Consider the following 21,074-nt stretch of genomic DNA (forward strand, 5'->3'; position numbering starts at 1 on the left):
GTCGACGGCATCTGGATACATTCTGGGCAAATTAAGGGGCTCTTAACTATACGGTCTGAAGTCCTACTCTGGGTCCTGGCACCTAAGTCCGATCAAGGTCTTAAGCACTCCCCAGACTTTGGTCGGAATACCGACCATGGTCCGACGCTGACTCAGCATTCAATGCAGCCTCTCTTCGAGAGAACTCGTCAATCGCTGAAAGCGCCAGAGAAGTTTGTGACCTCGTTTGCCTTCCGCTCGATGCGGAGGAGCCCTCCGCAGAAACCATCCAACCGATTAACGGCACTACCTCTTCGGGATAGGATTACCAATTGGAAGGCTCGGAATTACTTTAGAAGGTCTCTAGATCCTGACGTCATACAAGAAGGCTACGGTCCAGGGGTGGGGGATCGTCGCTGTGTATGCTGATGTAAGGTTTGATGCATCGTCAGAAGCAAAGCCTCGAAAGAGGAGAAGTCTTTCAGGGCAATTTCTCCTCGTGGCATTTGCCGTCATGCTAGTAGGTATGTTCGCCATGGGTACTCTGGTCTCATGGCAGATTGAGAAGAGTGTTGCCGAGGTCAAAGCCGCGTCCACAGCCCTGTATATCAACACCTTCATCGCCCCTCACCTTCAAGAACTCACAGCAGACGGCGCTCTTTCTCCGAACAGTATCCATGGCTTGAACCAAGCGATGGAGAGGCGCGATCTCCAGGCAAGTATCACCTCGGTCAGAATCTGGAACCATGACGGATTGATAGTTCATAGCGACGAGGCGGCTCTCATAGGTAAAAAGTTCACCCTCCCCTCTCCTTCCCGAAGGGCCTGGGCCGGAGCAATTGCGGCAGAGTTCGACGATATTCCCGGTGACGAAGAGATTACTGAACGCTTTACCGGTCTTCCCTTGCTTAAGGTCTTCGCCCCCATTCGGAAGTTCGAGAACGGTAATGTCATCGCCGTCGTTGAATTTCATGAGCGTGCAGAAGCATTGAACTCGGAACTCATCGCATCGGAATGGAAAACCTGGCTCTCAACCGCTTTGATCACCTTGAATATGATGGGATGCCTATTCGTCATCGTCGCCAACGGGAGCAAAACGATTGATCGGCAGCGCGCGGCATTGACGGAGCGTGTTTCTCAACTTTCAGAACTGTTGCGTCAGAATCGCATTCTACAGGGACGCATCGAGCGTGCCGCGCAGAACGCTACAGAGGACAACGAGCGTGTCCTGCGGCGCATGGGGTACGATCTTCATGATGGGATCGCTCAGCTGGTCAGCCTTGCACTTCTGCGGCTGGGGCGGATACAAGGCTCAAGGGATGATCATGACAATCTGCAAAAGATTCAAAAAGCGTTGTCGGACGCACTCAACGATACCCGCAACATTTGCAAAGGCCTCCTCCTTCCGGAGGTACAAACTCTGACACTTAGGGAGGCGCTATTGTTCATGATACGCCAGCATGAGCGCAGAACAGGGACAGAGATCACCTGTAAAGTTGCAGATCTCCCCGACGAAGCGCCGCAATTCGTCAAGATTGCCTTATGCCGGTATATCCAGGAAAGTCTCAACAATGCTTTCAAGCACGCCGACGGTCGGGAGCAGCACGTCGAAGTCAACTGGGATGGAGCAACAGTGACTGTTGAAGTAGCAGATAAGGGTCCCGGAATGCGTGATGCAAGCGGCGCGATCGGTGAACCCCGCCTGGGACTGGCCGGTCTGCGGGATCGAATCGAAAGCATCGGAGGAGCATTGAGCATCAAGAGTACGCCGGGTGATGGAACACGCATTAAAGCATCTCTGCCTCTGGTGGATGCAGGAGGAGCGGATGCAGCATAAGATCAGGGTCGCGGTTGTCGACGACCACCCGCTCTACAGGGATGGGGTCGTCTTCGCGTTGGAGTCAGAGCCTGACATCGAGGTTGTTGGCCAAGGAGAAACAGCCCTCGAGGCTCTTCAAATCGCTCATGACCATACCCCCGACGTCCTCCTCCTGGACATGAATATGCCGGGAGGCGGTATTAATGCTGTCGCCAAGATTGCGCAGCGTTGCCCTTCCACGAAAACTCTCATGCTAACAGTCGTCGATGACGAAGACGAAGTGCGCAGCGCCTTGAGAAAGGGGGCCAGGGGCTATCTTCTAAAAGGAACGAGCAGTTCGGAGCTCGTGAATGCAGTACGCTTGGTCAACAAGGGTCAGAATTACGTGTCTCCTGGCTTTGCTGCGCAACTCATCATGTCGAGAGGGGCTGAGGAAAACACTCCCTCAGAGACACCGAAGCAATTTCCTGAGCTGTCTGATCGAGAGGAGCAAATCTTGATGCTCATTCTTCAAGGGCTCAGCAACAGATTGATAGGCGGCGAACTCGGGCTGACTGAGAAGACCGTTAAAGGTTACCTGACATCCGTGATGGAGAAACTTCAGGTACGCAATCGTGTGGAAGCCGCGATGATCGCTGCAGAGCGCATTTCTGGGAAGAAATCATCTCTGAAGTAAAGCCTTGAGAGCCTATTGCAGCATGAAGTAGACACAGATTCTAATTCGATAGCCCGTGACTTTTGAGGTCATGGCCCTAATCTCTCGACGATCTGTGAATTTTACCCTTTAACCAGTATTTCTCATCAAGAGATATACCATGCGCCCGCGCCTTCTTCAGAATGCAGGATAGGTAAATATTTCCTACCCATTTAGGGATAACACGCAAGGGGTGCGTAAGAGACTATTCTCTCACTTCATAGATATTGCTGAATCTAATCTGAACTCGGTATCTTACAAGCCATGATGGAGCTCAATGAGAGTATTGTTGAGCGCATGAATATCTGCCGCATCTATAAGCTGCAGTCGAAATTGGAACTGGGGGGCTCCAATGATAGGGAAAATTCGCGTCGGTGTGATCGATAAGCACCCTCTCTTTCGGGACGGTGTGATCCTAGCCTTGAATTCTCAACCGGACATTGAGATCGTTGCCCAAGGCGCGTCGGTCTGGGATGCGATCGAGGTTGCTCACAAGTGCCAACCAGATGTAATTGTGCTCGATTCCAGCACCTTGGATTTCAGCATGGGAGCTGTGGAATCGATCCTCCAGCAACATCCCACGATCCGTATCCTCATACTTGCCGTTACAGCGGATGAAGAGCATGTCTACACCGCTTTGAAGCGTGGTGTACGCGGCTACTTACTGAAGGGCGCCAGCGGCACGGAACTGATACAGACGGTGCGAGTGTTGAACCAGGGGCAAAGCTTCATCTCGCCCAGCCTTGCGGCAAAACTGCTCATGAAATCCGGTCCGGGCAGCGCCAGCGAAGCGAGGGGCTCAGGTCATCTCCCTCATCTCACTCCGCGTGAGCAGCAGATCTTGTCAATCCTGGCTCAAGGCCGCAGCAATAAAGAGATTGGCAACAAGCTCGATCTGAGTGAGAAGACGATCAAGCATCATTTGACCAACATCCTGCAGAAATTACGCGTCCGAAATCGGGTGGAAGCTGCTCTCATGGCATCCAACCACCTTCCACAGAGCCTGTTGGCTTCATGACTGAAGCACACAGATCCATCAACCAACTGCATCAAGAATGAGGAACTCGGTGAGATTGCAGGCTCACATCTGGCTGAAATGACGAAGCATGCGATCCGCGTTTGGCTCCAGCCCAGTGAAGAGGCGGAAGGCACCAACGGCCTGAAAGACGGCCATGCCGCCACCAGACATCGTGCGGCAGCCGCGCGCCCGAGCTTGGCGCAGTAGCTCCGTCTCCAGTGGGAAGTAGACGATGTCGGCGACCCATAAGTCACGACGCAGCAGATCGGCGGGAACAGCCATGCCGGGATACTTGGCCATCCCGAGCGGGGTGGTGTTCACCATGCCATTAGCTCCAGCCAATGCGCCCGCAGGCGAGGAACTTGAGGAAGCTCGACCTTGGCCGAACCGATCACACAAGGCGGCGGCGAGATTCTGGGCACGAGCTTCATCGATGTCGATGACGATGACTTCACCCGCTCCCAATGTCAGAAGGGCGTGAGCCACAGCGGCGCCGGCCCCACCGGCACCGAATTGAACCACGCAATCGCAGCGGGCATCGGACAATTCTCGCCGGAAACTCTCTGTGAAGCCCCACCAATCGGTATTGTGCCCGACGCGGCGACCGCCTTTCAGAACGACGGTGTTGACGGCACCGAGTGCCGCCGCGTCGGACGAGAGCTCATCAAGCAGGGGGATTACCGCCTGTTTGCAGGGATGGGTGATATTGACGCCCGCAAAACCAAACCGTTCGGCAGCCGTGAGGATCTCAGGAAGAGAGCGTGCATCGAGACCAAGCACTTCCAGGTCAATCAGTTTGTAAATGTAACACAATCCCTGCTGAGCCCCCTCCCGTTCGTGAAGACTGGGCGTTCGGGATGCTTGGATACCGGCGCCTATCAGGCCGACGAGGACGGAGGGATAGGTCCACAGGCCTGAGGCTTCATCGACTTGAGGCTTGGCTCCCGATGGATCTTCGTTCGTCATAGAGTTCAGGCGCCTGTCGATGATCTTGAGATCATGTCGAGCATTGAACGAATGGCAACCGGATAGCCGTTGGTGCCTAGACCTGCAATGACAGCCGTTGCAACCGGGGAAATATAGGATTTGTGATAGATCGGCTCGCGTCGATGGATGTTCGAGATATGAAGCTCGATGATCGGGCCCGAAAACATCTTCAAGGCATCCATGATTGCCATGGAGGTGAATGTGAAGGCCGCCGGGTTGATGATGATCCCGCCCCCTCATCGATGGCTTCGTGCACCCATTCGATGATCTCGTACTCCCGGTTCGACTGCCGGAACACGATGGAATGATCGGATGCTGCCTCCCGGCACAGAGTCTCAACCTCGGCAAGCGTCGTACGGCCGTAGATCGCCGGCTCGCGTGTTCCCAGACGGTTGAGATTAGGCCCATTGAGAATGTAGATCGGCTTACTCATTGCAGTCATCTCTCAAATAGCGACGGTTCATCCCTGGTATCCGAACAGACGGGGCAACCAGAGCACGGTCTCGGGCACGAAAGTGAGAATCGCAAGTGCTATGAGCATGGCGAAGAGGAACGGGAGCGTGTCCCGCACAATATCGCGCAGAGGCTCACCTGAGATGTTTGCCATGATGAACAGGAGCAGTCCGTAGGGAGGCGTGATCAGTCCGATCATGATATTGACAACGACCACGACGCCAAAATGGACGAGATCGATCCCTAAGGCCTGCGCAGTCGGGATGAAGACCGGAACTACGATGAGCAAAATCGCGGTTCCTTCAAGAACACAGCCCAGGAGCAGAAGCAGCACGTTGACGAAGATCAGGAATCCGACGGGAGAGAGATCCCATCCGGCCAGCAGCGCCTTCACCCCCTCCGGAATGTTTTCGACAGTGACGACATAGTTGAACACAAGTGCGCCTGCGATCAACATGCCGATCGATGACGTCGTGCGTGCGCTCACCGCGAGAGAATGATAGAAGTCACGCCAGCTCACGCTTCGATAAAGCCCCGCCGAGATGATGAGGGCATAGGCTGCTGCAACCGCAGCCGCCTCGGTGGGCGTCATGACGCCACTATAGATCCCGCCGAGCAGAACAACAGGCATCATCAGCGATGGGAGCGCGTCCCAGGTGATGCGCGGCAGCTTGCGCAGAGGGACCGGCTTCTCGACTGGGAAGTTCTTGCGGCGGGCTGTGATGGCCACGATGATCATCTGGCTCAATGCCATGAGCAGTCCCGGGATGACTCCACCCAGGAATAGGAACCCGATGGATGCATCCGAGACCAAGGCGTAGAGCACCATTGGAATCGATGGCGGGATAATCGGCCCAATGACGGAGGAGACCGCGGTCACGGCGGCCGCGTAACTCGGCGTGTAGCGACCGTCCCGGGTCATCATGACCTGCATCATGCGTCCAGTGCCGGCAGCGTCCGCAATGGCCGAGCCGGACATCCCGGCGAAGATGATGCTCTGCAGAATGTTGACCTGTGCAAGGCCACCACGAAACCGGCCCACCAGCGCATTACAGAATGCCATGAGGCGGTCAGTCATGCTGCCGATATTCATGAACTCGGCTGCCAGAATGAACAGCGGCACCGATAGGATGATGTAGTTCGAGTACATCCCGTTGAGGAGTTGCTCGGCTGCCGTTCCCATGTCCTGCCCGGCCAGGAGCAGATACAGGATCGAGCCTGCGATCATCGAATGCCCAATAGGCAGTCCGAGAAAGGCAAGAGCGGTGATCGCGACGAGCGAGAGCGAGAAAGGACTGGTCAGGTTCATACGCCGGAGCTCGCCTTGGTAGGATCGAAGTCGACGGGTGCAACGCCGCGCATCGCCTGCCACGCAAGCCAGATGTAGCGGATGACCGTTGCAATAACGAAGAGGATGTAGATCGAAAACAGCCAGTCAAACCGGATCTTGAGATATCCGGTCTTTTCCACCTTCATGAAGGTGACATAGTCGAGAACCGCCGGAAACGAGATGAGGTACAGCGCGATGAGCGCCACGGCCGTGATGATGCACATGACCCGGCGAGCGCCGGGGCCGACAGCACCGTAGATAATATCGAACCGGATCTCTTCTCGCTCGGTTATGACAAACGAAGCGCCCCATAGGACGAGCCAGATCCACAGGACGACACTGATCTCATGAGTCCAGCCGATGGGAAGACCAAAGACATACCGGAAGACAATCTGAAGGAGAAAGGCCAGGAACATCGCACCCAGCATGGCGGCCGCCACATTCTCGGCACGGCGTGCGAGCCAGGAGCCGATCGCCTGTAAGGATGAAGTCATGAGAGCCATTCCCTTCCTGAGAAGGCACTGAGCGGAATTGACGGGCAGTCGCCGGAGCATCGCGCTCCGGCGACTGCAGGTTCGCCTTACATCGCGTTGATCTTGTCGAGCATGCCCGGCTGCCAGCCCTTGGCCAGATCGGAGGCCAAGTACTTCTTCTGAGCGAATTCGCGGAAGGCTTTCAGGTCAGGCGTATAGACGTCTAGGCCCTTCTCCTTGAAGAAGGCTGCAAGTTCCGTCTCCTTCTTCAGGTGCTCCTGCGTGCTCCACTCAATAGCCTTGTCAGCCGCAGCCTGGAACGCCGCCTGCTTCTCCGGCGACATGGCGTTCCAGACCTTGTTGGATACGGCCAGTACGTCGAAGCCCACGAGATGTGAGGTCAGGGCTACCTGCGACATGACCTCATAGAACTTCATGTTTTGAACGTTCGGCAGTGGGTTGTCCTGGCCGTCGATGGCGCCGGTCTGCAGACCGGTATAAACTTCCGCATAGGCCATGGGCGTAGGATTCGCGCCAAGCGACTGGCCCAGGAACTGCCAGGCATCGCCGCCGGGCATGCGCAGCTTGATGCCGGCGAGATCCTCGGGCTTGTTGATCTTCTTGTTCGGCTTCAGGCCCACATGCCGAGCGCCGAAATAGGTCGGCCCGAGAATATGAATGCCGAGCTGGTCCGAGGCCATCTTCCTAAGCTGCTGGCCAACATCGCTCGCAAACACCTTCTTCAGATGATCGGCATCGCGGAAGAGATAGGCAGACGTGACGATGGACCAAGCCGGGATCTGGTTGGAGATATCCTGAGGCGCGATATTGCCCATCTCAAGATTGCCGCGTTGCATCGCGACGAGCTCGGTCCCCTGCTTGAATAGGGTGCCGCCGTAATAGGGCTGGAGAGCGAAGCCTTGAGCCTTAACCTCTTCTCCGAACCGCTTCATCATCTCGGCCCGGATGTCCTGCTCCGAGAAGACGGCTGAGAACCTCAGATTCGTGGGTGCCTGAGCGCTTGCCGACCCACCCACGCCCCACGCCAGAAGAGCTGCGCCCGCAGCCATTAGGAAGCGACGATTGATACCGAATTCCATGATTTCCTCTCCTTGAATTGCCGCGCATTGATCTGCGTCTTGGTCGGCACTATCGACTCTGATAATTCAAGAATCAATAGTCATTTTTGGAAATATCTGATATTTGCCATTTCAACAGGCGTTCTGCGCCAGCTTTGCTGGAGAATCGCGATCTAGGAGGTTATTCGTGCTTAAGCGTGGGTTCGCGGTGGCCAGATGAGCGTCGAACTGCTGGCAACCTCCATCGCTGATCGGGCTTATGACCGGATCAGGACCGATATCGTTTTCGGCCGTCTCTCCCCCGGTACAAGGCTACGGCTGGATCGGCTCGCGAGCGGGTATGGAGTCGGCGTCAGCACCCTGCGGGAGATCCTGAGCCGCCTCTCCTCGGAAGGGCTTGTCATTGCGGAGGGGCAGCGCGGCTTCCGCGTTGCGCCGGTTTCACCCGCCGGTTTCGAGGACGTCGCGGCGATGCGACTGCTCCTGGAGACCTATGCGCTGCCCTTGTCCTTTGCCGCCGGCGATCTGGAATGGGAGAGCCGCATCGTCGCTGCGCATCACAAGCTCGCCTTCATGGAACGGCGGATGCTAGCTGGCGACCAGGAGGGAACGGAGCTCTGGAAGCGATATGACCGGGAATTTCACCAATCTCTCATCGAGGCCTGCGGCTCCCAGACCCTGCTTGATCTCTATGGCGGCGTTTTCGACCAGTACCTCCGATATCAGATGGTGGCGGTCGTTTTCCGGGGCGCGATTGCCGCCGAGGAACACAAAGCCCTGCTGGACTGCGCCCTCACGCGCAATGCCGACAAAGCCTGCGAGGTGCTGACCCAGCATGTAAATGGATGCGTCACCTATACTCTGAAGGGTGGAGCGTTGAAATGACAGATGACTGGCAAGTGGTTCCACAGCCAACGACAGTCGGGGAAAGCGCCTATCAAAAGATCAGGTCCGATATCGTATTTGGTCGCCTGCTGCCCGGCAAGAAGCTGAGGCTCGACCGGCTGAAGGCCGATTATGGCGCCAGTGTCAGCACGCTGAGAGAAATCCTGAACCGCCTCCACTCCGAGCGGCTGGTGGTCGCGGAGGGTCAAAAAGGATTCGAGGTCGCTCCCGTGTCGATTGCGAACCTGAGGGAAATTGCAGCCCTGCGCCAACTCCTCGAATGCCGGGCGCTGGATCAATCGTTCCGGGCAGGCGACATGGAATGGGAAGGCCGGGTCGTTGCCGCCCACCACCGGCTCGCCCGCATGGAGGAGCAGATGGCCCAGGGCGACAGGGCGCATTCCGAGGAATGGAAGCGGTACGACTGGCAGTTCCATCAGGCACTGATCTCGGCCTGCGGATCGAAGATGCTGATCGACAACCATGCTGCCGTCTTCGACAAGTATCTCCGCTACCAGATGATTGCCTTGAGCTACCGCGGTGAGATCGCCGCACAAGAGCATGCTCTACTCATGGAGTGTGCACTTGTGCGAGACTCGAAGCGAGCCTGCGAGATGCTGACTCGCCACGTCGCCGGTGGCGTCGAACATGCGCTCACCACCGGTACCATCAGCTGATGATAGAATGAGCAGGTCGGGAGAGCTCTGCTCCAAAAAACCTATAGAGGAAATGGACAAGTAGCATGCGCACAGCTATTGCCACCGTTTGCCTGAGCGGAACCCTCAGCGAAAAGATCGAGGCCATTGCGGCCGCGCAGTTCAAGGGCGTGGAGATCTTCGAGAACGATCTCCTATCCTTCAACGGCACACCGGCTGAAGCGCGGCGCATGATCGAGGGCCTCGGACTGGAGACAATCACGTTCCAGCCATTCCGTGACTTCGAAGGTATGCCAGAACCGCAGCGATCCAAGGTGTTCGCCCGCGCCGAACGCAAGTTTGACGTCATGGAAGAACTCGGCTGCGATCTCCTAATGGTGTGCAGCAACGTCTCTCCGGACTCCCTCGGCGGAATCGAGCGGGCAGCAGCCGATTTTCATGAACTCGGCGAGCGCGCTGCAAAACGAGGCATGCGCGTAGCCTTCGAAGCTCTGTCCTGGGGACGGCACATCCACGATTACCGTGACGCCTGGGAAGTCGTGCGGCGCGCGAATCATCCAGCGGTCGGACTGGTGCTCGATTCCTTCCACGTGCTTGCGCGTGGAACGGACCTGTCGGCCATCCGCTCCATCCCGTCAGACCGGATCTTTCTCGTGCAGATGGCCGATGCGCCGAAGCTTGACATGGATTACCTGTCCTGGAGTCGGCACTATCGCTGTTTCCCGGGACAAGGCGACCTTCCCATCGACGATTTCATGCTCGCGCTGAACGCGACCGGATTCGATGGGCTCCTGTCTCTGGAGATCTTCAACGACCGCTTCCGGGCAGGCTCGGCGCGCAGCGTCGCCGTCGATGGTCACCGGTCCCTGATCGTCACGCTCGATGAGTTGCGTCGGCGGACAGGAGCGGCTTCTCCCGATCTTCCGGCCCTGCGACCCAAGGCTGCTTGTTCCGGCGTCGAGTTCGTCGAGTTCGCCGTCGATGAGCGGGGTGCTGTGGACTTGGAGCGGACGTTGAGCGGGCTCGGTTTCCGGAAGGCAGGCATTCACCGTTCCAAGGCTGTAACGCGTTGGCGGCAGGGCGACATCAACATCGTTGTCAATGCGGACAAGGAGGGCTTCGCCCATTCCTTCAACATCACACATGGCACATCCGTCTGTGCCCTCGCTCTGCGTGTCGACGATGCACCGGGAACCGTGGAGCGGGCGGTCACGCTGCTGGATCAGCCCTTCCAGCAACCGGTGGGGCCGGGCGAGATGAATATCCCGGCCGTTCGCGGGCTTGGCGGAAGTCTCCTGTATTTCGTTGATCATAAGACCGGCCTGGATCGACTTTGGGATGTGGATTTTCAGTCCGCTGAGGGTGATGACTTCACCGGAGCGGGGCTGAACTCGGTCGATCACGTTTCCCAATCGATGCATTATGAGGAAATGCTGACATGGCTTTTGTTCTACACGTCTCTCCTCGACGTCCGTAAAACGCCGGTTCAGACCGTGATCGATCCAGGCGGCGTGGTTCAGAGCCAAGCCATCGAAACACAGGATGGCTCGCTGCGGCTGATCCTCAATGCATCCCAGAGCCAGCGCACATTGTCGTCCCGGTTCCTCAGCGATCTCTTCGGATCGGGAGTCCAGCATATCGCACTCGCGACCGGCAACATTCTTGCGACGGTCGAACGCCTCAAGGCGAATGGAGTCGATCTCCTGCCGATCCCAGAGAACTATTATGATGACCTCGAAGTGAGAACGGATTTGTCCGTGGAGGATGTGGAACGGCTACGGGCGAGCAACATTCTATACGACAAGGAAGGCGCCGCCGAGTACTTCCAGGCCTACACCAGGACCATGGAAGGCGGGTTCTTCTTCGAGATCGTGGAAAGACGCAGCTACCAGGGATATGGCGCGGTGAACGCACCTATCCGGCTCGCCTCGCAGACACACCTCACATCCGTGACTGCACCGCCGGAGCTTTAACGCCGACCATCGACTGAGAGTTGGCCCCAAGCCTTCTAACTCCCGATGAGCTTGCGGGCTTCCGCGACGCTTGCGCTGGCCGCGCTGGCGAGGAGGCGGACGTCGTTGGGCAGCGTCACAAGGTCGAAGCCCCACCCCACCGCCTTTGCCGCATAGCTCGGCGTTCCGCAGTGAAGTGCGGCACGGATACCGGCTTTGTGGGCCTTGGCCAGAATGCTCTGAATGGCATCGACCATCTCCAGTTCTTCCCGGTCGAAACCAACGGGGTAGCGCTTGCCCGTCAGCCCGAGGGTCAAATCAGCGGGGCCGATATAGATTCCATCCAATCCTGGCGTCGAAACGATTTCCTCGACGTTCCGAAATGCTTCCGCCGTCTCGATCATCGCAAAGCACAGGATGTTGTCGTCGGATTCGGCCGCATAGTTCGATCCTGCCGAGAAATTGGCGCGGGTTGGTCCGAGACTGCGGGTTCCGCCTGGCGGATAGCGGACATACGAGACGAGTTCCGCAGCTTCGGCGCGATTGTTGATCATGGGACAGATCACGCCATAGGCTCCGGCATCGAGCACCTTCATGATGGCAGCCGGATCCAGCCAGGGGACACGCACGAGCGGGGTGATTTCACTCGAGCGCATGGCCTGCAGCATGCCGACGGCAGCCTGGTAGTCGATGACCCCATGCTGCAGGTCGATTGTGAGGGAATCATAACCCTGCTCCGCCAGGATTTCGGCCGTGAAGGCATTTGCGATCGACAGCCAGCCATTCAAAACAGGTTTGCCGTCCGTCCAGAGCGACTTGATCTTGTTCGGCTTCATCTCGCCTCCTTGGGAAATCACTGGCTTGATGTTGTAGCTTGCAGGTCCGGTTTTCGTCAAAAGGGAACCGGCACAGCGTGAGGCGTGCCGGCTCTCCTCACATATTAGCGGCCTTTTGCTTTGCGCCAGGCAGCGAAGTCGATGTTGCTCTGCTCTTCCGTCGGCGGGTAGAGACCCAGGATGGAGCGGCCCTTCAGCACCTCCTCCTGTACGAAGTCCTCGAACGCCGTCATCTCGACGGCCTCGCTGGAGATTTCGTCCGCCAAATGCGCCGGAATGACCACCACACCTTCGCCGTCGCCGACGACGACGTCACCAGGCCATACCGGCACGTCGCCACAGCCGATGGGGACATTGATGTCGAGCGCCTGGTGATGCGTGAGGTTGGTCGGCGCCGATGGACGTTTGTGATAGGCGGGGATATCGAGCTGCGCGATCTCGGGCGAATCCCGAAAGCCGCCATCGGTCACGACGCCGGCGACGCCGCGCTTCATCAGGCGGGACACCAGAATGCCGCCGGCCGAGGCCGCGCGGGCATCCTTGCGGCTGTCGATCACCATGACAGCACCCGGCGGGCATTCCTCGACGGCCTTGCGCTGGGGATGGGCACGATCCTGGAACACGCTGATCGGGTTCAGATCCTCGCGCGCCGGAATATAACGGAGGGTGAAAGCCTCTCCCACCATGTTCCCGAGGTTGGGATTGAGCGGGCGAACATCCTGGATGAACTGGTTGCGCAGGCCGCGCTTATATAGAGCGGTGCACAACGTCGCCGTACTGACGGTCTTGAGCTTCTCGCGGGTTTCCGGTTTCAGTGTGGTCATGATCCTCTCCAGATGTCAGTAGATGGCAGGCTCGCCCGTGGGCGCACCGAAGCTCGTTTCCAGGAAGTCGAAGTCGCAGCCCTCGTGAGCCTGCTTGATGTGCCGCGTAAACATCCAGCCATAACCGCGCTCGAAGCGGGGCTCGGGTCTGGCCCAGGCGGCGCGGCGGCGCTCGAGTTCCTCGTCGGATACATTGAGGCTTATCGTGCGCTCCGCCACATCCACCGAGATCATGTCGCCGGTCCTCACCAAAGCGAGCGGCCCTCCGATATAGGCCTCCGGCGAAACATGCAGAATGCAGGCGCCATAGCTCGTGCCGCTCATACGGGCGTCCGACAGGCGCAGCATGTCACGCACGCCCTGTTTCACCAATTTCTTCGGGATCGGCAGCATGCCCCATTCCGGCATCCCGGGACCACCCTGAGGCCCCGCATTGCGCAAGATGAGGATGTGGTCGGCGGTCACATCCAGATCCTCGTCCTCAATGGCCGCTTTCATGGATGGGTAATCGTCGAAGACGAGAGCCGGCCCGGTATGCTTCAGATAACGCGGATCGCAGGCACTCGGCTTGATCACGCAACCATCAGGAGCGAGATTCCCCTTGAGGACCGCGAGCGCTCCCTCGGCATAGATCGGGTTGTCCACGCTGCGGATGACGTCGTCATGATAGACCTCGGCCCCGGCAATGTTCTCGCCGAGGGTTTGACCGCTGACGGTCATGGCGTCGAGGTGAAGATGATCCCTGATGCGGGTCATCAGCGCCGGCAGACCGCCGGCATAATAGAAATCTTCCATCAGGTACTTGTCGCCGCTTGGCCGTACGTTGGCAATGACCGGCACCCTGCGACTCGCTCTTTCGAAATCGTCGAGACCGATCTCCTGCCCTGCGCGGCGAGCTTGGGCGATCAGGTGGATGATGGCATTGGTCGAACATCCCATCGCCATGGCGACGGCAATGCCATTCAGGAAGGCTTCGCGCGTCTGAATCCGGTTCGGCGTCAGATCCTCCCATACCATCTCCACGATGCGCCGACCACATTCCGCGCTCATGCGGACATGGTTGGCGTCGGGGGCTGGAATCGAAGACGCACCCGGCAAGGTCATGCCGATGGCCTCTGCGATCGCCGTCATGGTGGAGGCGGTGCCCATGGTCATGCAGGTGCCATGGCTGCGGGCAATCCCCGCTTCCATATTGAGCCAATCCGCATCCGTGATCGTCCCGGCGCGGCGCTCGTCCCAGTACTTCCAGGCATCCGATCCGGATCCCAGGATCTTTCCCTTCCAATTGCCGCGCAGCATCGGTCCTGCGGGCAGGTAGATCGCCGGCAACCCGGCGCTGGTGGCGCCCAGAAGCAGCGCTGGCGTGGTCTTGTCACAACCGCCCATCAGGACGACGCCGTCGACAGGATGGGAGCGCAGCAGCTCCTCGACATCCATCGCCAGCAAGTTGCGGTAGAGCATGGTTGTCGGCTTGACGTATTGCTCTGCCAGTGAAATTCCCGGCAGCTCGACCGGAAAGCCGCCGGCTTGAAGGACACCACGCTTCACGTCATCGACACGCAGCTTGAAATGGGCGTGGCACGGGTTGATGTCGGACCATGTATTGAGAATGGCGATGACAGGTCGGTCCACCCAGTCCTTGGGAGCATAGCCCATCTGCATCATGCGGGAGCGATGGCCGAACCCCCGCAGATCATCGGGCGCGAACCAGCGCGCGCTCCTGAGCGACTCAGGCGTCTTTCTAGCAGTCATGTTGCGAACACTCATCGAAATTGAGGAGAGATGGGAAGAGCCGAGCGAAGCCTCAGCTCTGGAGGCCCCACTTCCGGATGGTCTTGCGCTCGATGGTCCGGAAGATCAGGTTCTCGACCACGAGACCGATAGTGATGACAGTCAGGAGCCCTGCGAAGACGGATGGGATGTCGAGCAGGTTGCGGTTCTCGAAAATGAACCAGCCCAATCCGCCCTGCCCCGACGACACACCGAAGACGAGCTCCGCCGCGATCAGCGTGCGCCAAGCAAAGGCCCAGCCGATCTTCAAGCCGGTCAGGATCGAAGGGAAGGCCGCAGGCACCAGGATCTTGAAGACGTAGGAAAGCCCTTTCAGACCATAGTTTCGTCCGACCATGCGCAGGGTCTGCGACACACCCAGAAAGCCGGAATGGGTGTTGAGTGCCACCGCCCAGAGGACGGAGTGGATGAGGATGAAGACCAGACTGCCGTTGCCGAGCCCAAACCAGATCAGGGCTAGCGGAAGCAGCGCGATGGCCGGCAGCGGGTTGAACATCGCCGTCATCGTCTCGAGAAAATCCGTACCAATGCGGGTGTTGATGGCGAGGATGGTCAGGATTGCTGCGAGGACAACGCCGGAGGCATAGCCCATCAGAAGCACCTTGAGCGAGGTCCAGGCCCGCAGCGGGAGAGTTCCATCCGCGACCCGGTCCGCCATGGTGGAGAGCGTATCGAGGAGCGTCGGAAAGAGGAGCGGGTTGTCGAGATACCGGCCGTAAGCCTCCCATACGATCCCGAGAAAGATGATGATGACTGTCTTGCGGACGAAGCCGTTGCCCCAAGCCAGTTCTAGGGTGCTAAGCTTGCGCTCGACCTCGCCCGTATTCGCCTGCGCCTGTCCCATGTCGGCGCGCATCACGATCTGTGCATTGCTCATGAGCGTCATCCTCAGTGTACGGCTTCTTCAGCGAACAGAAGTTCGTGGATATGTTTTTCAAGCTGCCCCGCACTTCCATCCGTCGGCGAGACACGGTCCACGTCGTTCACCTCGGCCTTGACGCGGCCAGGATGCGGTGACAGGAGCAGGATGCGGTTCCCGATCTTGATCGCCTCGGCAATCGAGTGAGTGACGAAGAGCACCGTGAATTTCGTGTCTTCCCAGAGCTGAAGAAGCTCGTCCTGGCAGGTCCTCCGGGTAAGTGCATCGAGAGCGGCGAAGGGCTCATCCATGAGCAGGATATCCGGCTCCATCGCCATGCCGCGGGCAATGGCGACGCGCTGCTTCATACCGCCAGACAGAGTATGCGGGTAGGAATCGACGGCACGGGTGAGATTGACCTTCTCGATATAGGCCCGCGCCCGTTCCTCAGCCTCCTTGCGCGGCAGCTTGCGGGCCACGAGCAAGGGAAACGTCACGTTTTCCAGAACCGTCTTCCAGGGGAGCAATTGGTCGAATTCCTGGAAGACCATCATGCGATCCGCGCCGGGTTCGGTGACTTCACGGCCCTTAATGCGGATCTTGCCTTCACTTGGGTTCAAGTACCCACCGACAGCCTTGAGCAGCGTGGACTTGCCGCATCCGGACGGCCCGAGAAGGACGAACCGATCCGATTGATTGACTTGAAAGCTGACCCTGTCGGTCGCCGTCACGAGAACGCTGGGCGTCTTGTAGCGCAGTGTCACGCCACTGACATCGAGAAGAGCGGACATGAATGAAAACCTGAAATGAAGAATGGAAGGTGCGCCCTGCCCTCGCGCAGGACGCACATGCTCTCAGCTGCCCTTGAGATCGTGCGCGATCGGCAGGTAGAAATCCGTCCACGATTTCGGCATCGTCTTCAGGGTGCCGATCTTGTAGAGGTGTTCGGCAAACTTCATCGTGCCCTGCGGCTCAAGATTCCATTCCATCATGCCGGGCTGCTTCAGCCATTCGAGCAGATCCTCGGGGCTGGTCTTGTCACCGGTGACTTCCTTATAGATGTCCACGGCTGCCTTGGTGTCGCTGCGGATGAAATCCTGTGCTTCCTTGGACGCAGCCCGAACGGCCTCGATCACCTTTGGATTGGCTTCCGCGAACTTTGTCGTCGTGAAGAACTGGCCCTGTGTGAGCGGGCCGCCGATGATGTCAGGCGACTGCAGGATGATGCGTGCGTTGGGCACGGTCTTCATCTCGATGTATTGGAAGGGCGGTGCAGCGAAGTGGTTCTTCACCTCGTGCTGCGAATTGGTCATCGCCACGACAGCATCGGGATGGCCGAGCTGGACCGTGTTCGCGTCGAGCTTCGACCACTGATCGGCGCCGAACTCCTTGGCGCTCGCCATCTGGAGAAGAATGGCCTGGGTCGACACCTTCACGGTCGGTACGGCAATCTTGTCACTGGGGCCGAAGTCTTTCAGGGACTTGATCTTGGGATCATGCGTAACGAAAGCCAGCGGCAAGGCTGACGACGCCACGATACCCTTCACGCCACCCTTTGTGCGATCCCAGAGCAGGAGCAGATTGCCGACGCCGGTATTCACCATGTCGACGCCACCGGAGAGGAGCGCATCCGTCTGTGCCCCGCCGCCGCTGAAGGTGATCCATTTGGTCTTCACCTCGGGCAGGCCAAGCCGGGCAGCATGTTTCTCGATAAGCTGCTGCTTTTCGATGACATGGGTCGGCAAATAGATAATGCCGGGCTGGCGGGTGATGGAAACTTCGTTCTTCTGCTGTGCCGAGGCGTTACTTGCAATGGCAAATAACCCGACGGCAGCCGCCACGCCGGCGCATAGGCGCCTCATCTGCTTCTTCATGGTGCTTCCTCGAAATGGCTCCTCTTGACGGGAGCCTTCATGGCTAGGATCGGCCGACCAGCCGACGTCTTATACACTAATGCATTAGTGCATCCGGCACAAGTGTGGTATAGAAGAGGTCGACGAAAGTTCAGGTTCTTCCGAATGGCACCCCCTCGCCCAGCCCTCAGCCAACAAGTTTCGACCGTAGCGGCAGATCGCCTCGAGCGCGGTCGCCAAGCCGCGCCTCAAGTGTTCGAGCGGCTGAGGGAAATGATCATTTCCCTCAGCTTGGCCCCCGGAACCGTACTGAACCGGCTCACCCTCCAGCAGGAATTCGGTCTCAGCTCGACTCCGATCCGTGACGCCCTCTTAAGGCTTCAGGAAGATGGACTCGTCGATATTTTCCCGCAGCATGCGACCGTCGTGAGCCCCATCGATCTTAAGCTTGCGCATCAGGCGCATTTCCTACGGCGTTCCCTAGAGCTCGAGATCGTCCGAAGCCTAGCGCTTACTCCAGACCCTCGGCTGATCGCCAGGCTTCAGGGATTCCTCGCGCAGCAGCAGGCCCTCATGGAGGCGGAAGACTTCGAAGCCTTTGCCGCAGCCGATCAGGCTTTCCACCAGCACCTCTATGAAGCCGCCCGAATGAACGACCTCTGGGTTCTCGTGCGCAGCCGAAGCGGACATATTGACCGCCTGCGCCGCCTTCACCTTCCGACCCCGGGCAAGGCTCAGGACATCGTGCAGCATCACAGGATGGTGGTACAGGCGATTGCAGATGGGCGTCCGGAAGAAGCCCAGAAGCACCTGCGACACCACCTTTCTGGCACCTTGTCTCATGTCGATGAGATCCGAGCGAAATATCCCGGCTATGTGAGAGGCTAGAGTGTGGAGAGGCGCTTCTTCCGCACCTCAGCGGAAGTCGACGAATACAGACCGTCCAGACTACAATCACGTTACGGCTGTCGAGACATTTCTCGTTGCCCAGAGCGCAGCTTGGGTGCGGTTGCAGGCCCCGATCTTCTTCAGAATGGCTTTGACGTGGACCTTCACTGTGGCCTCGGACAGATTGAGCTTGCGTGCAATGACCTTGTTGGGTGCGCCATCCCTCAGACAGGTCAAAATTTGCGCTTCCCTGCTGGATAACTTTCGGCTTTGATGGCCATTGATCTTCCCGTCAAACGTACCCTCCTCGGGCGTATGGCGAGCGGTGTGCGCACCCGTCCCTGCGATCGGGAGGACAATTGTTGCGGGAAGAATAGCCTCCCCCAACATCACCAATTCAAGTAATTTGACGATCACATCTTGTTTCTGCGTCGAGAGACAGAAACCGTGAACTCCGGCATCCCAGGCGGAAGGCACAATGTCTGGATCGAAGGCGTCTGCCAACATGACGATCCTTGCCGCAGGAGCATGAGCTTTCAACCGTCTAACCAGATCGATGGCTCCGCTGGTGAAGCTGTTTGCGTCAATAATGAAGAGAGCGGACGATTCGTCTTCGATAGCGGGCAGGCTTGAGAATCCATCGACGATGTCATGCCACACGACAAAAACTGTCTCGGAAAGGATACTTTCCAGCCCAATTCGAAGTAACGGATTAGTGCAGACGGGAAAGACGACAGCCGAGGAACAGCCCCTGCTGTCGAAGTCTAAACGTGCCCCGTTCGCGCTGTGCAATGACATGATCTGGCGCCTTTCCTTCGAGCAGGTATATTTATCTTCGTTGCGTAGGCTCCGGGCTTTCATTGTATGATGTAGACAACCTTCCGGGATGTCGCATCGACGATGACACGATGGCCGTCCACGACGGCATAGCGATACGTTTCATGCTTCGGGATTGGGTGTAACGCGACCAACTCGGACAGGCTTTCTCCGACAGATATCCCTTGGCCGAGGTGGACTGCCGGAGAACTCTCCTGCTTCGCATTCAGCCTCGCGGGCATATCCGCAGCAATGTTACCAACAGCATCGGGAATGGCATGCGATTGAATTGCCGATGTCGTGATTGGATCTGTCGCGTTCGGCGCCGTCGTGGGCGTCGCAACGGTGCCCACAGAGAATACGACAAAAGCCAGATGATACGCGGCTCTCATGCTCATCCTCTATCACTCGCCAGATTGGACAGAGAACGGAGCGGCTCGTAGATTTATTCCGCCCTTTTTAGAAAAATTCTCAAAAATGGCCGACATGCGCACTCGAGGGGCCTGAGACCTACGGCTTAGCGGTCGGTCTCGGCAAGAGCTCTGGTCTCCGCCTCGTCGACAAGCGGCTGACCTGCACCGATACTCTGCAAGTACGCTGCCACCGGGTCGCCTCCCCCGCTCGGAGTGTATTCGGCATTGTTGACGGCACTTGCCAGGGCGAAGGTCGCATTCCATTCACCGTTGCGGCAAGCAACGGCTTCTGCTCTCTCAGTGGACGACTGGAGTCGGAATTCACGGCACAAGGAGCCGTTTGCGAGACGATAGGTCGAAATCACCCGCAGACGGCCAAATGGCAGCTCGACATCTTTCCCGGACGCACTCCTGTTCAATTCATGCCGGATAAGAGGGTTTTCCAACTGCGCTATCAGACCGTCTGGCCCTGGTTTGCCTTGCCAGCCCATGAAGTAGCCCAAAGCAAGCGCGATGGCAGCAATGGACGCTGCCAAAGCCATTTGCATGAAGGGTCTCTTTCGCATGAGCCATTCGTTCTGCGGCGGCTTCATGTCCGACGCTGCTTTCGATTCGCTGTCAGCCTCATAGGACTTGACCTGAGCCAATACGGCAGCGCGCAATCCAGGTGGCACATCGGGCATCAAGGCAGGGGAAAAGGCTGAACGGGTCAAACGGCGGCTCTGCTGAAAATCCATGATCCGCTTGGCCACGGTGGCGTCGTCTGCCATCGCTTTGGCAACCGCAGCAGCCGTAGGCTCCTCAAGTTCACCGTCGGCAAAGGCCATCAGGATCTCATCGCTGAGATGTAGCTGAGACATTATTACTGCTCCGCTCTTGCTTTTCTTCAGCACCTAGGCAGCGGCTGTCATCTCCATCAACCGCTTGCGCGCTCGTGCAAGCCGGCTCATGACAGTCCCGACAGGAACGCCCAGGACCTCGGCGGCCTCTCGATAGCTGAGATCTTCGGCGCACACGAGAACGAGAACCTCCTGCTGCTCTGGAGGCAGATTATCGATGGCGCGTTGGACCTCGGACAGAACCAGTCGGTTCAGGATCGGCCCCTCGCCCGCGTCCCCGATAAGTTGCGTCTGCAGCGATACGTCTTCCATCATACCTTCGGTTCTCATCCGTCTCAGGTGATCAATCCAGTGATTGCGGAGAATGCGGAACATCCATGCGTCAAACTTGGTCCCCGGTGTCCAACTTCCCGCATTGGCAAGCGCACGCTCGCAAGCCCCCTGAACAAGATCGTCCGCGAGGGGCTGTGAGCGGCAAAGCACCAATGCAAAGCGCCTCAGCCGGGGCAGAAGCGCCACCAATTCCTGTCCTATGGCTGCCGGCATTCCTGCTCCGCAAAGCCTCTACGCATCATAACGGTGAACCTAGCCGTTTTATTCCAATCTCAAGTGGGGGGGAACTTTCGAATG

At 58.1% G+C, this 21,074-nt stretch carries 21 protein-coding genes and 1 pseudogene; 7 read left to right on the forward strand and 15 right to left on the reverse strand.

The features are described 5' to 3' along the window. Positions 1 to 397 precede the first annotated feature (397 nt). From ACD578_RS18520 to ACD578_RS18530, 3 genes are all read left to right on the forward strand, one after another. Positions 398 to 1,816, forward strand: coding sequence for a sensor histidine kinase (locus ACD578_RS18520; RefSeq protein WP_404287354.1), 1,419 nt, complete (start codon positions 398 to 400; stop codon positions 1,814 to 1,816). Then, positions 1,806 to 2,474, forward strand: a complete 669-nt coding sequence (locus tag ACD578_RS18525) for a response regulator (protein ID WP_404287356.1) — start codon at positions 1,806 to 1,808, stop codon at positions 2,472 to 2,474. Before ACD578_RS18520 ends, ACD578_RS18525 begins: the two co-directional genes overlap by 11 nt. A 370-nt stretch (positions 2,475 to 2,844) precedes the next feature. Next, entirely contained in the window at positions 2,845 to 3,510 is a 666-nt protein-coding gene (locus ACD578_RS18530) for a LuxR C-terminal-related transcriptional regulator (RefSeq protein WP_404287358.1), read from the forward strand. A gap of 63 nt (positions 3,511 to 3,573) precedes the next feature. Here the strand turns inward: ACD578_RS18530 and ACD578_RS18535 are convergent, their stop codons facing one another. From ACD578_RS18535 to dctP, 5 genes and pseudogenes are all read right to left on the reverse strand, one after another. After that, a complete protein-coding gene (locus ACD578_RS18535; RefSeq protein WP_404287360.1) occupies positions 3,574 to 4,476 on the reverse strand; it encodes a shikimate dehydrogenase in 903 nt (300 codons plus the stop codon). A gap of 5 nt (positions 4,477 to 4,481) precedes the next feature. After that, a pseudogene (gene aroQ, locus ACD578_RS18540) lies at positions 4,482 to 4,930 on the reverse strand (type II 3-dehydroquinate dehydratase). Between the two features lie 27 nt (positions 4,931 to 4,957). Then, positions 4,958 to 6,259 (reverse strand): TRAP transporter large permease, encoded by a 1,302-nt coding sequence (locus tag ACD578_RS18545; RefSeq protein ID WP_404287362.1) that lies wholly within the window; start codon positions 6,257 to 6,259, stop codon positions 4,958 to 4,960. Next, the gene (locus tag ACD578_RS18550) at positions 6,256 to 6,774 is read right to left on the reverse strand and encodes a TRAP transporter small permease (protein WP_404287364.1); all 519 of its coding nucleotides are present in this window, start codon (positions 6,772 to 6,774) and stop codon (positions 6,256 to 6,258) included. Before ACD578_RS18550 ends, ACD578_RS18545 begins: the two co-directional genes overlap by 4 nt. Positions 6,775 to 6,860: 86 nt before the next feature. After that, a complete protein-coding gene (gene dctP, locus ACD578_RS18555; protein WP_404287366.1) occupies positions 6,861 to 7,853 on the reverse strand; it encodes a TRAP transporter substrate-binding protein DctP in 993 nt (330 codons plus the stop codon). Positions 7,854 to 8,048: 195 nt separating this feature from the next. Between dctP and ACD578_RS18560 the strand changes: the two genes are divergently transcribed. The 3 genes from ACD578_RS18560 (at position 8,049) to ACD578_RS18570 (ending at position 11,346) form a co-directional block, all read left to right on the forward strand. Further along, positions 8,049 to 8,717 (forward strand): GntR family transcriptional regulator, encoded by a 669-nt coding sequence (locus tag ACD578_RS18560; RefSeq protein ID WP_404287368.1) that lies wholly within the window; start codon positions 8,049 to 8,051, stop codon positions 8,715 to 8,717. After that, positions 8,714 to 9,394, forward strand: coding sequence for a GntR family transcriptional regulator (locus tag ACD578_RS18565; protein ID WP_404287370.1), 681 nt, complete (start codon positions 8,714 to 8,716; stop codon positions 9,392 to 9,394). Before ACD578_RS18560 ends, ACD578_RS18565 begins: the two co-directional genes overlap by 4 nt. 65 nt (positions 9,395 to 9,459) lie before the next feature. After that, positions 9,460 to 11,346, forward strand: coding sequence for a bifunctional sugar phosphate isomerase/epimerase/4-hydroxyphenylpyruvate dioxygenase family protein (locus tag ACD578_RS18570; RefSeq protein WP_404287372.1), 1,887 nt, complete (start codon positions 9,460 to 9,462; stop codon positions 11,344 to 11,346). Positions 11,347 to 11,381: 35 nt separating this feature from the next. Here ACD578_RS18570 and ACD578_RS18575 read toward each other — a convergent pair whose 3' ends face one another. The 6 genes from ACD578_RS18575 to ACD578_RS18600 all read right to left on the reverse strand — a co-directional run bounded on the left by ACD578_RS18575 (position 11,382) and on the right by ACD578_RS18600 (position 17,497). Next, positions 11,382 to 12,161 carry an HpcH/HpaI aldolase/citrate lyase family protein gene (locus ACD578_RS18575; protein WP_404287374.1) on the reverse strand — a complete coding sequence of 260 codons (780 nt, stop codon included), beginning with the start codon at positions 12,159 to 12,161 and terminating at the stop codon, positions 11,382 to 11,384. Positions 12,162 to 12,265: 104 nt separating this feature from the next. Beyond that, a complete protein-coding gene (locus ACD578_RS18580) occupies positions 12,266 to 12,985 on the reverse strand; it encodes a ribonuclease activity regulator RraA (protein ID WP_404287376.1) in 720 nt (239 codons plus the stop codon). 15 nt (positions 12,986 to 13,000) lie between these two features. Then, positions 13,001 to 14,737, reverse strand: a complete 1,737-nt coding sequence (gene araD / locus ACD578_RS18585; protein ID WP_404287378.1) for an L-arabinonate dehydratase — start codon at positions 14,735 to 14,737, stop codon at positions 13,001 to 13,003. Positions 14,738 to 14,789: 52 nt separating this feature from the next. Next, positions 14,790 to 15,653: an ABC transporter permease gene (locus ACD578_RS18590; RefSeq protein WP_152712850.1), complete on the reverse strand. Its 864-nt coding sequence runs from the start codon at positions 15,651 to 15,653 to the stop codon at positions 14,790 to 14,792. 11 nt (positions 15,654 to 15,664) lie between these two features. Beyond that, a complete protein-coding gene (locus ACD578_RS18595; RefSeq protein ID WP_152712851.1) occupies positions 15,665 to 16,426 on the reverse strand; it encodes an ABC transporter ATP-binding protein in 762 nt (253 codons plus the stop codon). Between the two features lie 63 nt (positions 16,427 to 16,489). Continuing rightward, the gene (locus ACD578_RS18600; protein ID WP_404293944.1) at positions 16,490 to 17,497 is read right to left on the reverse strand and encodes an ABC transporter substrate-binding protein; all 1,008 of its coding nucleotides are present in this window, start codon (positions 17,495 to 17,497) and stop codon (positions 16,490 to 16,492) included. A 156-nt stretch (positions 17,498 to 17,653) separates the two neighbouring features. Between ACD578_RS18600 and ACD578_RS18605 the strand changes: the two genes are divergently transcribed. Next, entirely contained in the window at positions 17,654 to 18,376 is a 723-nt protein-coding gene (locus ACD578_RS18605) for a GntR family transcriptional regulator (protein WP_404287381.1), read from the forward strand. Between the two features lie 66 nt (positions 18,377 to 18,442). Here the strand turns inward: ACD578_RS18605 and ACD578_RS18610 are convergent, their stop codons facing one another. From ACD578_RS18610 to ACD578_RS18625, 4 genes are all read right to left on the reverse strand, one after another. Next, positions 18,443 to 19,174, reverse strand: a complete 732-nt coding sequence (locus tag ACD578_RS18610) for a LuxR C-terminal-related transcriptional regulator (RefSeq protein ID WP_404287383.1) — start codon at positions 19,172 to 19,174, stop codon at positions 18,443 to 18,445. Positions 19,175 to 19,233: 59 nt separating this feature from the next. After that, on the reverse strand, positions 19,234 to 19,584 hold the full coding sequence (locus ACD578_RS18615; protein ID WP_404287385.1) for a DUF1236 domain-containing protein: 351 nt from the start codon (positions 19,582 to 19,584) through the stop codon (positions 19,234 to 19,236). A 125-nt stretch (positions 19,585 to 19,709) separates the two neighbouring features. After that, a complete protein-coding gene (locus tag ACD578_RS18620) occupies positions 19,710 to 20,465 on the reverse strand; it encodes a hypothetical protein (protein WP_404287387.1) in 756 nt (251 codons plus the stop codon). Between the two features lie 33 nt (positions 20,466 to 20,498). Next, positions 20,499 to 20,990, reverse strand: coding sequence for an RNA polymerase sigma factor (locus tag ACD578_RS18625; RefSeq protein WP_404287389.1), 492 nt, complete (start codon positions 20,988 to 20,990; stop codon positions 20,499 to 20,501). Positions 20,991 to 21,074 lie beyond the last annotated feature (84 nt).

This window comes from Microvirga sp. RSM25 (assembly GCF_044784385.1).
Taxonomy (GTDB): domain Bacteria; phylum Pseudomonadota; class Alphaproteobacteria; order Rhizobiales; family Beijerinckiaceae; genus Microvirga; species Microvirga tunisiensis.